At 67.0% G+C, this 13,761-nt stretch carries 8 protein-coding genes; 4 read left to right on the forward strand and 4 right to left on the reverse strand.

Features of this window, described 5'->3' with window-relative positions; genetic code table 11:
- Nucleotides 1–446 precede the first annotated feature (446 nt).
- The gene (rlmKL, locus tag M8R19_RS25045; RefSeq protein ID WP_116426148.1) at nt 447–2,627 is read left to right on the forward strand and encodes a bifunctional 23S rRNA (guanine(2069)-N(7))-methyltransferase RlmK/23S rRNA (guanine(2445)-N(2))-methyltransferase RlmL; all 2,181 of its coding nucleotides are present in this window, start codon (nt 447–449) and stop codon (nt 2,625–2,627) included.
- 24 nt (nt 2,628–2,651) lie between these two features.
- On the opposite strand, the gene dacB is transcribed toward rlmKL, so the two are convergent.
- The gene (gene dacB, locus M8R19_RS25050) at nt 2,652–4,094 is read right to left on the reverse strand and encodes a D-alanyl-D-alanine carboxypeptidase/D-alanyl-D-alanine endopeptidase (protein WP_249919235.1); all 1,443 of its coding nucleotides are present in this window, start codon (nt 4,092–4,094) and stop codon (nt 2,652–2,654) included.
- A 245-nt stretch (nt 4,095–4,339) separates the two neighbouring features.
- Between dacB and M8R19_RS25055 the strand changes: the two genes are divergently transcribed.
- On the forward strand, nt 4,340–4,684 hold the full coding sequence (locus tag M8R19_RS25055; protein WP_249919236.1) for a YggL 50S ribosome-binding family protein: 345 nt from the start codon (nt 4,340–4,342) through the stop codon (nt 4,682–4,684).
- A gap of 20 nt (nt 4,685–4,704) precedes the next feature.
- Here the strand turns inward: M8R19_RS25055 and M8R19_RS25060 are convergent, their stop codons facing one another.
- On the reverse strand, nt 4,705–5,952 hold the full coding sequence (locus M8R19_RS25060; protein WP_074979994.1) for an EAL domain-containing response regulator: 1,248 nt from the start codon (nt 5,950–5,952) through the stop codon (nt 4,705–4,707).
- 283 nt (nt 5,953–6,235) lie between these two features.
- On the opposite strand from M8R19_RS25060, the gene M8R19_RS25065 reads away from it, so the two are divergent.
- Nucleotides 6,236–6,862, forward strand: coding sequence for a response regulator transcription factor (locus tag M8R19_RS25065; RefSeq protein WP_024128782.1), 627 nt, complete (start codon nt 6,236–6,238; stop codon nt 6,860–6,862).
- 118 nt (nt 6,863–6,980) lie between these two features.
- Nucleotides 6,981–10,595: a transporter substrate-binding domain-containing protein gene (locus M8R19_RS25070; protein WP_249919237.1), complete on the forward strand. Its 3,615-nt coding sequence runs from the start codon at nt 6,981–6,983 to the stop codon at nt 10,593–10,595.
- Nucleotides 10,596–11,128: 533 nt separating this feature from the next.
- Here the strand turns inward: M8R19_RS25070 and M8R19_RS25075 are convergent.
- Together M8R19_RS25075 and M8R19_RS25080 are read right to left on the reverse strand one after the other, a co-directional pair.
- The gene (locus M8R19_RS25075; protein ID WP_074979989.1) at nt 11,129–12,460 is read right to left on the reverse strand and encodes a deoxyguanosinetriphosphate triphosphohydrolase; all 1,332 of its coding nucleotides are present in this window, start codon (nt 12,458–12,460) and stop codon (nt 11,129–11,131) included.
- 66 nt (nt 12,461–12,526) lie between these two features.
- A complete protein-coding gene (locus M8R19_RS25080; protein ID WP_058490698.1) occupies nt 12,527–13,690 on the reverse strand; it encodes an EAL domain-containing protein in 1,164 nt (387 codons plus the stop codon).
- Between the last annotated feature and the right edge of the window lie 71 nt (nt 13,691–13,761).

Below are 13,761 nucleotides of genomic sequence, written 5' to 3' on the forward strand. Positions count from 1 at the left end.
CTGTTATGTCCCGTTGGCCCCCTTGGGAGGCCTGGCGGACAGTTCCGCCAAAAAGGGGCCTGTTGCCGGCGTGACAGACCCCGCCCGACACCTTTGCGGCGACGGGTTAAGCTGAGTTCTAAACCATGGGCTTCGAGCCTGTGAACAACCAATTTGTCATAAAGACTTAACTCTTATGGGTTCAAGCCATAAGTTTTTCCCCCGGGCGGGTCGGGCAAATTGCCCGAAACCGCATGTTCAGGGGCTTGTGCGAGGCAGCCTGGCGAACTGCCAGGAAATTGAGAGGTTCTCTCATCCCGACGAGCGGGCAAGTAGCTGCGACCTCGGGTCGCGGGTTTTGTGAAACCTTTTGAAATGAACCATGGCCGGGTGCCAGCGTTTTCACGCGGCATCCGGTCAACAGGGGCCGAGGCCCCTCTGGAAAGGGCTGCGGCCCGGGAATGGCGATGTCGGAACACTACGAACTCTTCCTCACCTGCCCCAAGGGCCTCGACGGCCTGCTGCTGGACGAGGCGCAGGCGCTGGGCCTGAGCGATGCCCGCGCGCAGGTGTCCGCCGTGCGCGGCCGCGGCGACCTGGAGACGGCCTACCGGCTGTGCCTCTGGTCGCGCCTGGCCAACCGCGTGCTGCTGGTGCTGGCGCGCTTCCCGGTGGCCAACGCCGAGGAACTGTACCTGGGCGTGAACGCGGTCAACTGGAGCGATCACCTGGACCCCGGCGGCAGCCTGGCGGTGGAGTTCAGCGGCAAGGGCTCGGGCATCGACAACACCCACTTCGGCGCGCTCAAGGTCAAGGACGCCATCGTCGACAACCTGCGCGCCGAGTTCGGCCGGCGGCCGACGGTGGACAAGGTCAACCCTGACATCCGCGTCCACCTGCACCTGGACCGCGGCCAGGCGGTGCTGTCCCTGGACCTCTCCGGGCACAGCCTGCACCAGCGCGGCTACCGCCTGCAGCAGGGCGCCGCGCCGCTGAAGGAAAACCTCGCCGCGGCCATCCTCATCCGCGCCGGCTGGCCGCAGCTGGCCGCCGAGGGCGGGGCGCTGTCCGACCCCATGTGCGGCGTCGGCACCTTCCTGATCGAGGCCGGCCTGATGGCCGCCGACATCGCCCCCAACCTCAAGCGCGAGCACTGGGGCTTCGACAAGTGGCTGGGCCACGTCCCGGTCCTCTGGCGCAAACTGCTGGCCGAGGCCGAGCAACGCGCCGCCGTCGGCCTGGCGCGGCCGCCGCTGTGGATCCGCGGCTACGAGGCGGACCCGCGGCTGATCCAGCCGGCGCGCAACAACATCGAGCGCGCCGGTCTGGGCGAGTGGGTGAAGGTCTACCAGGGCGAGCTGGCCACCTTCGAACCGCGCCCGGACAAGGGCCAGCGCGGCCTGGTGATCTGCAACCCGCCCTACGGCGAGCGCCTGGGCGACGAGGCCAGCCTGCTGTACCTCTACCAGCACCTCGGCGAGCGCCTGCGCCAGGCCTGCCTGGGCTGGAACGCCGCGGTCTTCACCGGGGCGCCGGAACTGGGCAAGCGCATGGGCATCCGTAGCCACAAGCAGTACGCCTTCTGGAACGGCGCGTTGCCGTGCAAGCTGCTGATGTTCGAGGTGGAGCCGCGTCAGTTCGTCACCGGCGAGCGCGGTGCCGAGGCGCGCCAGGATGGCGCCGTGCAAGCTCCGGCGGAGCCGGCGCGCCTGAGCGAGGGCGGGCAGATGTTCGCCAACCGCCTGCAGAAGAATCTCAAGCAACTGGGCAAATGGGCCAGGCGCGAGAAAATCGAATGCTACCGCGTGTATGACGCGGACATGCCCGAGTACGCCCTGGCCGTGGACCTGTACCGCGACTGGGTGCACGTGCAGGAATACGCCGCGCCCAAGTCCATCGACCCGGCCAAGGCCCAGGCCCGCCTGCTCGACGCCCTGGCGGCGCTGCCGCAGGCCCTCGGCATTCCCAGCGAGCGCATCGTCATCAAGCGCCGCGAGCGCCAGGCCGGCAGGAAGCAGTACGAACGGCAGAACAGCGAAGGCCGCTTCATGGAAGTGGAGGAGGGCGGCGTGCGCCTGCTGGTCAACCTCACCGACTACCTGGACACCGGGCTGTTCCTCGACCACCGGCCGATGCGCCTGCGCCTGCAGCGCGAGGCCGCCGGCAAGCGTTTCCTCAACCTGTTCTGCTACACCGCCACCGCCACCGTGCATGCGGCCAAGGGCGGCGCGCGCAGCACCACCAGCGTCGACCTGTCGAAGACCTACCTGGACTGGGCGCGGCGCAACCTGTCGCTCAACGGTTTCTCCGACAAGCAGAAGCTGGTGCAGAGCGACGTCATGGAATGGCTGCGGGCGGACCGCGGCGAATACGACCTGATCTTCATCGACCCGCCGACCTTCTCCAACTCCAAGCGCATGGAAGGGGTGTTCGACGTGCAGCGCGACCAGGTCGAGCTGATCGACCTGGCCATGACCCGTCTGGCCAAGGGCGGCGTGCTGTACTTCTCCAACAACTTCCGCAAGTTCGAGCTGGAGCCGAGCCTGGCAGCGCGCTACCAGGTCGAGGACATCAGCGCCCAGACCCTCGACCAGGACTTCGCCCGCAACCCGAAGATCCACCGGGCCTGGCGCATCAGCGCTCGCTGATTCGCCAGGGCCCCGCGGCTGGTTTCACTGGCCGCGGGTGGAGGCGTAGAGGTCCAGCAGCACCTGGTCGAGGATGGACGAAGCGCCCCACGGCCGGTTGCTGTTGAGGATGGCCACCACCACCCAGTTGTTGCCGCGGGCGTCGCGGCTGAACCCGGCCAGGGCGCGGACGGTGTTGAGGGTGCCGGTCTTGACGTGGGCCTCGCCGGTCATGGGCGTGTGGCGCAGGCGCTTGCGCATGGTGCCGTCGATGCCGACGATCGGCAGCGAGGAGATGTACTCCGAGGCGTAGGGGCTGTGCCAGGCAGCTTGCAGCATGGCGGCCATCTCGCGGGCGCTGACGCGCTCGTCGCGGGACAGCCCGGAGCCGTTCTCCATCACCAGGTGCGAAGCGGTGATGCCCTTGCGCGCCAGCCACTGGCGGATCACCCGCTGCGCCGCCAGGCCGTCGTTGGCGTCCGCGCTGGTGCGGTTCTGCGCGCCGATGCTGAGGAACACCTGGCGGGCCATGGTGTTGTTACTGTACTTGTTGATGTCGCGGATGATGTCCACGGTGTCCGGCGACAGCGCGCGGGCCAGCAGGGTGGCGTTCTTCGGCACCGTGCCCTGGCGGTCGGCACCGCTGATGCTGCCGCCCAGTTCCTGCCAGATGCCGCGGATGGCGCCGGCGGTGTAGCCCGGATGGTTGAGCAGCGACATGTAGGTCTGCGCGCTGCAGCCGCGCGGAATCTCGCCGGCGGCCACCAGCACGGTGCCCTCGGCGCGGGTTTCCGGGACGAAACGCAGCTTCGGCCAGGCCGGGCAGTTGGCCGGGCCACTGACCTTGATCTGGTTCTCCAGGCGCACGTTGGCCAGCGGCGGGTCCATCATCACCGAGGCCTGGTTGCCTTCGCTGCGCACCACCAGGCGCACGCTCTTGAGGTTGACCATGGCAGCGTCGGGGCCGACGAGGAACGGTTTGTTGTCGTCGCCACCATCATCGTTGAACACCGGCAGCTGCGGTTGGTTGAAGTAGCTGCGGTCCAGCACCAGGTCGCCGTTGACCTTGAGCACGCCGTTGGCGCGCAGGTCGCGCATCATCAGCCAGAGCTTTTCCAGGTTCAGCTTGGGGTCGCCGCCACCCTTGAGGTAGAGGTTGCCGTTGAGCACGCCGTCCTGCAGCTTGCCGTCGGTGTAGAACTCGGTCTTCCACTGGTAGGTGGGGCCCAGCAACTCCAGGGCGGCATAGGTGGTGAACAGCTTCATGGTCGAGGCCGGGTTCACCGAGACGTCGGCGTTGAAGTAGGTGGGCGCACCCGGGCCGTCCAGGGGGATCATCACCAGCGACAGGGCGTCGTTGGTCAGCTTGCTGGCCCTGAGCGCCTTCTCCACCCGTTCGGGCAGGGCGGACTTGATCGGGGCGGCCAGGGTGGGCAGGGCGAAGGGCAGCAGGGTAGCGAAGGCGAGAACACGCAGCGACTTGAACATATTTGAAGTGAAATCCCGGTTCAGGGCATCGACATGACGAAGGTGACGAAAGAAAACACTGACGATAGACGATTGCGCCAGTGACGCGGCAACGCGCCGGCGCATTATGCCGCAAGCCGTTGCGGGATGCGCTGGGGTTTGTAAGCCGATGCGCGTGGGAGCGCTGCGCCCGAACTGCTAGAGTCTGTGCGGGGCGGCTTCCGCCCGTGTCCCGCATGCCGTCATCAATCGAGGAGATTCGCCACATGGCCAGCAACCGTTCCCGTCGTCTGCGCAAGAAGCTCTGCGTCGATGAATTCCAGGAACTGGGGTTCGAGTTGTCGCTCGACTATCGCGAAGGGCTCCCCGAGCAGGCGCGGCAGGCCTTCCTGAAGCGCTTCGTGGAGCAGGCCATCACCGCCAACGGCCTGGCCTATACCGGTTGCGACGATTTCGGCTTCGTGTGCCTGGCGCGCCGCGGCTCGGTCACCGGGGAGCAGCGCAAGGCCGTGGAGGACTGGCTGAAGCAGCAGGATGAGCTGAGCGGCAGTTCGGTCAGCCCCCTGCAGGATGCCTGGTATCCGGAGCAGCCCATTCACCAACAAGATTGAAACGGGCGTCTACTCCGGGCTCAGCCCGGTGGCGTGCGCACGCCCTCCAGTTCCAGCGCGGAGCCGGCTTCCGGCTCCGGCGGTTGCAGGTCGACGCCGGTCCAGTGGCGATAGGCGTCCTCCGACATCGGCCGGGCGAACAGGAAGCCCTGGCCGAACCGGCAGCCCAGTTCGCGCATGCGCTGCAGTTGCTGGTAGGTCTCGATGCCCTCGGCTATCACCCGCAACTGCAGGTGGCGCGCCAGCACCAGGGTGCTGGCGACCGACTCGTGAGTGCGCGGGTTGTGCTGCATGTCGCGGATGAAGGAGGCGTCCAGCTTGATTTCGTTGCAGGGCAGGTCGCAAAGACGCTGCAGCGAGGAGTAGCCGGTGCCGAAGTCGTCGATGGCGACGTTGCAGCCGAGCAGGCGCAGGCGGGTGAGGTTCTCCAGGCTGGCCAGGGGCGTGGTCGCCAGCCCCCCTTCGATGATCTCGATGGTCAGGCTGGCGGGGTCGACGCCGGTCTGCCGCAGTTTTTCCTTCAGGTGGCCGGCCAGGTCGCGCTGCTGCAGCACCTCAAGGTCGATGTTGATCGACAGCGCTCGCTGGGTGCCGTGGCGCAGCTCGCGCCGGGCGAAATCCAGGGCCTGGTCCAGAACCAGGTCGAAGAGGTCGGGCAGCAGTTTCATCCGGCGGATCGCGGCGAGGAAGTAGGCCGGGCGCAACAGCCCGTAGACCGGGTGGTCCCAGCGCACCAGCACCTCGGCGCCGATCTCCTGCAGAGTGTCGAGGTCGACCTTGGGCTGGTAGTAGGCCCTGAGCTCCCGGTTGCGCATGGCCTGCCAGACCTCCAGCGCCGATGGCGTCGGCCGCGGCAGCGGCGGGGCGGCGGCGGGCGCAGGGCTGTAGTGGCGCAGGCGCGCCTGCAGGCTGGACATCTGCAGCGGCTTGGTCAGCTCGCCGAGCACCGACAGGCCGTACAGCGTGGCGATGTGGGCAATGGCCCGGCGCAGGTCGGCGGGTACCTCGCTGACCACGATGATCGCCCGCAGCAGCTTCTCCTGGGCCGCCAGGCGCAGGAACCCGAGCAGGTCCATGCCCGGCGGCAGCACGTCGCAGATGCAGATGTCGACTCCGCCCTTCTGCCTCAGCAGTTCGATGGCGCTGTCCCCGTCGCCGGCGGCCAGGACCTGCTCGTAGCCGAGGACCCGCAAGCCGTGCACGGTGGCCTCGCGCAGAAATGCATGGTCCTCCAGCACCAGCAGGCTGGATGGGATCGATATGTTCATGGTCGCGCGTACCGAATTGGATAACGGCCGCAGTGTGCCGGCTGGCGGGTGCCATTTATTTAAAAAACTTCCATTTCCGTTGTAGGAATTTGCATTAGGAGATGTTGAAAAAGTCCGGCTTGAAAGTTAACGGAAGTTGGTCGATCAAGTTTGTGTAGGAATTTATACTTTGATGTATGGGAATTTACTTAAGATGTTAAAAGTGGCACCAGTTAATCTCGACACTGATTTCCTAGACGATATCTTACGGCGCACTCTTGGGAAGTCTGTCGGAGATTGAAAATTGAGCAAGGTTCTTATCGTCGATGATCATCCGGTGATACGGATGGCAATGCGCGTTCTGCTGGAAAAGGAAGGTCATACCATCATCGGGGAAACCGACAACGGCGTGGACGCCCTGTCCCTGGTGAAGGATCTGCTGCCGGAGCTGGTGGTGCTGGACATCGGCATCCCCAAGCTGGACGGGCTCGAAGTCATCAGCCGTCTGACCGCGTTCAACCTGCCCCTGAAGATCCTCGTGCTGACCGGCCAGAGCGCCTCGCTCTACGCCATGCGCTGCATGCAGGCCGGGGCCTCCGGGTTCGTCTGCAAGCAGGGCGGGCTGGCCGAGTTGATCAGCGCGGTCAATGCGGTGATCGCCGGGTACAACTATTTCCCCAGCACGGCCGTGCGCCCGGCGCGCAAGAACAACGGCAGCATGGATGACCATGAACTCATCCAGCGCCTCTCCGACCGGGAAATGTCGGTATTGCAATACCTGGCCAATGGTTATTCGAACAAGGACATCTCCGAGCAGATGTTCATCAGCAACAAGACCGTCAGTACCTACAAGACGCGCCTGCTGCTGAAGCTCAATGCCCATTCGCTGGTCGACCTGATCGAGTTCGCCAAGCGCAACGCACTGGTCTGAGACAGTCGCCATGGGCTCGAAGTGCAGGGCGCTGCTGGGTGCCGTTCTCGGTGCGATGCTGGCGATGGGGGCCTGGGCCGCAGAGGTCCAGGCCCCCGCGCCCTGGACGCAACTCGCCTTGCTGGCCCGTACGGCGGCGCTTCCCGAGAGGCCGCGGGTCGAGCTGCCGGAGTCGGACTGGCAGTGGCTGCGCGAGAAGCGCACGCTGGTGGTGGGGGTGGCCGCGCCGGACTATGCGCCACTGATCGTCACCGTCAGCGGCAGCGAGCTGGAGGGGGTCACCGCCGACTACCTCGGGCTGGTCAGCGAAGCGCTCAACGTCCGCATCGAGATGCGTCGCTACCCGTCCCGGCGCCAGACCATCCAGGCGCTGCAGGATGGAGAGATCGACCTGATCGGCCGCGCCACCGGCTTCGAGGCCGAGATCCCGGACCTGCTGCTGTCGCGCCCGTATTCCCTGAACCAGCCGGTGATCGTCGGGCAGCAGGACATGCGCCTGGAAGGCGACCTGCAACTGGCCGGCCGGCGGCTCGCCGTGGTGGGCGACTACTTCTCGCCGAAGGAGCTGGCCGACCATTTCCCCGATGCCGAGGTGGTGCATTTCGACTCGCTGCGCCGCGCCCTGGAATCCGTCGCCCTCGGGCAGGTGGACGCCTACGTCGGCGACGCCCTGAGCGCGCAGTACCTGATCAGCCAGGGTTACCTGGTCAACCTCAAGCTGCTGAACTTCGCCAACTTCAACGGCGTCGGCTTTTCCTTCGCCGCGCGCAAGGACGGCAGCCCGCTGCTCTACAGCGTCAACGAGGTGCTGCAGAACATCAGCGCCCAGCAACACCTGTCCATCCAGCGGCGCTGGAGCGTGGGCGGCGTGTTCTCCATCTCCAACCACCGGCTGAACCTCACGCCCCAGGAGCTTCGCTGGCTGGAGCGCAACCGGCGGCCGCGCCTGGGCATCGACCAGTCGCTGGCCCCGCTGACCTTCTTCGACTCCCAGGGCAATTTCCGCGGCATAGTCGCGGACCTGCTGGACCTGATCCGCACCCGTACCGGCCTGCAGTTCGAGGTGGTGCCGACCTCGTCGATCTCCGGCATGTTCACCCAGGTGCGCCGGGGCCAGGTCGATGCCCTGGCCACCATGTCGCCCACCGTCGAGCGCGAGGCGCACGTAGACTTCACCCGGCCTTACCTGAGTACCTCCTTCGTGCTGCTCACGCACAAGGACAACACCCGGCTGAACAACCTCGCCGACCTCAACGGCAAGCGCGTGGCGGTGGCCCATGGCAGTTCGCTGGTGTCCTACGTGCGCGAGCAGTTCCCGCGGGTGAAGCTGGTTGAGGTGGACAACTACAGCGATGCCTTGCCGTTGCTGCAGGAGGGGAAGGCGGATGCCGCGCTGCAGCCGATGCTCACCGCCACCTTCCTGGTCAATCGCTACTACCGCGACCTGCGCATCGCCGCGACCCTGGACCTGGAGCCGGCGCAGATCTCCCTGGGCGTCTCGCGGGCCGACCCGGAGCTGCTGAGCATCCTCAACAAGGCCCTGCTGGCGATCTCGCCGGAAGACATGGCCAGTATCATCAGCCGCTGGTCCACCAGCGGCGCGTCGCCGGACAGCGTCTGGGAAGGCTACCGCTCGCAGTTCTTCTGGTTGCTGTGGGGCGGACTGGCGCTGCTCGGGCTGATCCTGCTGTGGAACTGGTACCTGCTGCTGCGGATGCGCGCGCGCCGCCGCGCCGAGCTGGAGCTGCAGGACCGCCTGGCGTTCAAGCGCGCACTGATCGACGGCATTCCCCAGCCGGTCTCGGTGCGCGACGCCGATGGGCGCCTGATCACCTGCAACAGGGCGTTCCGCGAGGCCACCGGGCTGCCGGAAGACCTGGCGGTGGGCTCGCAGCTGGCGGACTGCACCTGGCTTTCGGCGGAACAGGCCGAGGGCCTGCACCGGGAATACCTCCAGGTAATGGCCAGCGGGGAGTCGGTCGCCGTCGACCGCATGCTGGAGATCAACGGCGAGACGCGCCAGGTGCACCATTGGCTCACGCCCTACCACAGCGCGTCCGGCAAGCTCCGCGGCGTGGTTTCCGGCTGGGTCGACGTCACCGAGCGCGAGCGCCTGCTTCAGCAACTGGAGATCGCCAAGGAGCAGGCCGAGGAAGCCAGCCGGGCGAAGAGCACCTTCCTGGCGACCATGAGCCACGAGATCCGCACGCCGATGAATGCGGTGATCGGCATGCTCGAACTGGCGTTGACGCGCAATCGCTGCGGCGGTTGCGGCGAACAGGGGCCGATCGAGGTGGCCTACGAGTCGGCCAAGTCGCTGCTGCTGTTGATCGGCGACATCCTTGACGTCGCCAAGATCGAGTCCGGCCGCCTGACACTGCTGCCCGAACGGGCGCGCCTGCGCGAGCTGATCGAATCGGTGGCCCGCGTCTTCGACGGCCTGGCCCGGCAGAAGGGCCTGCTGCTGAAGCTGGAGATCGAAACCGAGGCAGCCTGCGACGTACTCATCGACCCGCTGCGCTTCAAGCAGATTCTCTCCAACCTGGTGAGCAACGCCATCAAGTTCACCGACGCGGGCAGCGTCTGGGTGCGGGTGTCGGGCGAGCCGCTGCCGAACGAGCGGCTGGCGCTGGAGGTGTGTGTCGAGGACAGCGGCATCGGCATCGCCGAGGAAGACCAGAAGCAGCTCTTCGAACCCTTCAGCCAGGTACAGCGCGAGGGGAGCACCAACCATGGCGGCACGGGGCTGGGGCTGACCATCTGCCGCAAGCTGGCGGAAATGATGGGGGGCTCGGTGCGCCTGGAGAGCGTGGCCGGCGTGGGCACCAAGGTGCACGTCAGGTTGGTGCTGCAGGTGCTGGAGCCCCTGGCGCCGGAAGACGATTCGATCATCCTGCGCAGTGCGGTGGTGCAGAGGACGCTGCGCGTACTGGTGGTGGACGATCACCCGGTCAACCGCCTGCTGCTGGCGCAGCAGCTGGAACACCTCGGGCACACCGTGGCCATGGCTACGGACGGCGGTGAGGCGCTGCAGATGTGGCGGCCCGGCGAATTCGACCTGGTCATCACCGACTGCAACATGCCGGTGCTCAGCGGCTACAGCCTGGCCCGGCGGATTCGCGAGATCGAGCGGGAGAGCGGCGCGGCGCGTTCCCCCATCCTCGGTTTCACGGCCAATGCCCAGCCCGACGAAACCATCCGTTGCAAGGAGGCCGGCATGGACGACTGCCTGTTCAAGCCGATCAGCATCGAGCAGCTGCGTGAGCAACTGGAGCAACTTCAGCGCGGCGAGATCATGCCGCCGGAACCGGTTCCTGAAAAACACCCGCAGGAGGAGGGCGACCTGGACATCGGCGCCCTGCTGGAGATGACCGGCGGCAACGCCCAGCTGACGCGCAACCTGATGGCCGAGCTGGTGTCGAGCAACGAGGCGGACGCCGAACAGCTCGAACCCTTGCTGCACGCCCAGGACAGGCGGCGCCTGGCCGAGCTGGCCCACCGCATCAAGGGCGCGGCGCGGCTGGTGGGCGCCATGGCCCTGCATGATCGTTGCGCGGAGCTGGAGAAGGTCTGCACCGAGCGCGCCGAGTTCTCGACCTTGCGCAGTGCCGTGGAGCAACTGCGCAGGGCGCTGGATGCGCTGCAGGCCAGCCTGCATGGCCACCTGAAGCGACTGGACGAGGAGGGCCAGATCCGCCCGCTGCAGTCGGCCACCGAGGACGATCCGGCCTAGCGCCGTAAGGATGCCGTTTCTCCGTCTGGGAGAAACGGCATTTTTCATTTGGGCTCATGGCGTGGTCCGGGAGCCCAATCGCGGACGGAGTCCGCTCCTACCCCCGGTAAACACCACACCCCGTGCCACCGCCGCATGGGTTTCGCAGGCTCAACCCATCCTACGGGGCTGCCTTGCCGGCCACGCCGTGGGGCTCTTCGTAGGAGCGGACCCTGTCCGCGATAGCCGGACATATCGGCGCGATTCGCGGATGAGAGCCGCTCCTACGCCGCCCACCCGCACCATTCCCATGTAGGAGCGCGCCCTGCGCGCGAAATCGCGGGCAGGGCCCGCTCCTACAGTTCCAGGAAGGCACGGACGTAGGACTCCGTCCGCGATTGGGCTCACCGGCCACGCCGGAAATCCCGGTGGCACGGATGGCGGTGGAGGTCATGCGCCCTACGCTCCTGCCTTCGCCAACTCAAAGCATCGCTTAAATGAACGGCATTAGGCCTAGCGCCGGGGTTTCGTCGCGGCCGCGACGAAACCGGGCCTCACACCGGGCTGGAGCGCCCGGTCATCTCCCGCGCCATTTCGGTGGCGTAGCTGTCGGTCATCCCGGCGATGAAGTCGATGACGCGCAGGAAGGCCTTGTGCAGCGGCCAGTCGGGGTCCGGTGCGTTGTGCCCGAGCAGGTCGAGGATTCGCTGGTTCTTGAACGACGGGCTGCGCCCGCCATGCTGTTCCAGGGCCGCGCCGCAGAAGGAGTTGAGGAGGATTTCCAGGGTGGTGTAGGCGCCGATCTCGTGCAGCGTCTTGCGCTTGTCCTGGAAGATTTTCTGCCGCGCCAGGGCTTTGGCCTGCTGCACGCAGCGCTTGGCCGGGCCGCTCATGTGCTCGACCAGGTCGCCGACCAGGCGTCCGTCCAGCAGGGCCTGCTTCTGCTCGACGAAGGCTCGTGCGGCGGCATTGCTCAGGTGCTCGATGGCCTTGCCGCGGAGGATAGCCAGGCGCCGCCGGCGGGAATCGCTGGGGCCGAGTTGGCGGTAGGTCTCGGGGATGTCGTCGCCGACCAGGTCGAGCAGCAGGGCTTCCACCTCGGGGTAGTCGAGAAGTTCCATTTCCAGGCCGTCTTCCAGGTCGATCAGGCCGTAGCAGATGTCGTCCGCCGCCTCCATCAGGTAGACCAGCGGGTGGCGCGCCCAGCGCTCGTCGTCGAGCTTGGGCATGCCCAGCTTCTCGGTGATCTGCTCCAGCAGCGGCAGCTCGCTCTGGTAGCAACCGAACTTGTGCTTCTTGTAGCCAAGGGAGTCGGCGTGGCGCGCGGTCCAGGGGTACTTCAGGTAGCTGCCCAGGGTGGCGAAGGTCAGGCGCATGCCGCCGTCGAACTGGTGGTACTCCAGCTGGGTGAGCACCCGGAAGCCCTGGGCGTTGCCCTCGAAATTGAGGAAGTCGGCGCGCTCGTCGGCGTCCATGGCATCGAGCCAGCCGCGCGCGGCGGCCTGCTGGAACCAGTGGCGGATGGCGTCCTCGCCGGAATGGCCGAACGGCGGGTTGCCGATGTCGTGAGCCAGGCAGGCCGACTGGACGATCACCCCGAGGTCGCTCGGGTCGCACCATTCCGGCAGTTCGCCGCGCAGCATCTCGCCGACGCGCATGCCCAGCGAACGGCCGACGCAGCCGACCTCCAGGGAGTGGGTCAGGCGCGTGTGGATGTGGTCGTTGCTCGACACCGGGTGGACCTGGGTCTTGCGCCCCAGGCGGCGGAAGGCGCCGGAGAAGATGATGCGGTCGTGGTCCTTGTGGAAAGCGCTGCGGCCGAGTTCCGCGCTGCTGTGCACGGGTTTGCCGAGGCGCTCGCGGGGGAGCAGGGTATGCCAGTCCATTCGCTCGTCCGATTGCTCGTGGTGCAGCCAACGCTACCCCTTGCCCGCGGCAATCTCAATCGCGGCCTACAGGCCTTCGGCGTCGATGTCGATCAGCAGCAGGCGGCGGCCCTGGTCGATGAACTGCCCGGCGGTCATGCAGTACTGGTTGGAGGTGGCGTCGCGGTAGGTGTTGGACAGCGTCAGCCGGCGCTCTTCCCAGCCCTCGGCGAGCAACTGGTAGAAGTAGGGGCGCCAGGACCAGTTGTGGCCGACGTAGCGCCGGTCCTCCTTCCAGAACAGGCCGTTCCATTCCAGGTTGGGCGAGATCTGCGTGCCGTGGCGGTCGCACTGGTAGACGCGCAGCAGGCGCGGGAAGCCGTCGGGCGTGGGCAGGCTGGCCAGGCGCGCGCCGCCCTCGGCCCAGGGGCGCAGGTTGGCGACCAGCTCGGCCAGTTGCTGGCGCAGCTGCACCAGCCGGGCGCGTTCGCTCAGCTTGCGCTGCACGTAGCGGTCGCGCCACTGGCCGAAGGCGTCGAGGTAGGCGTCGCTGGCGGGGAAGTCCAGGGCCGGGCGGGCGAACAGGTAGCCCTGGACGAAGCGCGCGCCGCATTCCAGGGCGAAGTCCAGTTCCGCCTCGGTTTCCACGCCTTCGGCGATGATCCAGCACCCGGTCTTCTCGGCCATCTGCGCCAGGGCCTTGACCACCTCGCCGCTGGGGCCGCCACGGGCGGCCTGCTGGAACAGGCGCATGTCCAGCTTGAGGATGTCCGGCTGCAGCGCCAGCACGCGGTCGAGCTGGGAATAGCCGGCGCCGAAATCGTCGATGGCGATGCGCGCGCCGGCTTCGCGGTAGCGCGCCACCACCTCGGGCAGGCGTTGGTTGCCGCCGCCCAGCTCGGTGATCTCGAAGACCACCCGGTGCGGGTCGACGCCGTGCTGTTGCAGTTGCTTGAGGCTGGGCAGCGGCTGGTTGGGGCGCAGCCGGCTGATCCAGCGCGGCGAGATGTTCAGGCTGAGGAACCAGTCCGCCGGCGCTTCCGGCAGGCGCGCCAGGGCGTCGTCGCGGATCTGCCGGTCGAGGCGGCGCAAGGTGGCCGGGGGAATCTTCGGATCGACGAACAGCGGGCCCACCGAGAGCAACTGGCCGTCGGCCTGGCGCATGCGGCCGAGGGCCTCGACCCCGGCGATGAGGCCGGTGGCGGTATCGATGAAGGGCTGGAAGCAGGCGATCGGTTGCCCGTCGATCAAGGGACACATCCTTAGTGGGAGGAAAAGGAAGGCGTTGCCGCCGGCCCGGGATTGCCTCCTAGCAAGAATGC

The organism is Pseudomonas sp. R3.Fl (assembly GCF_023516765.1).
In the GTDB taxonomy this organism is placed as follows: Bacteria; Pseudomonadota; Gammaproteobacteria; order Pseudomonadales; family Pseudomonadaceae; genus Pseudomonas; species Pseudomonas citronellolis.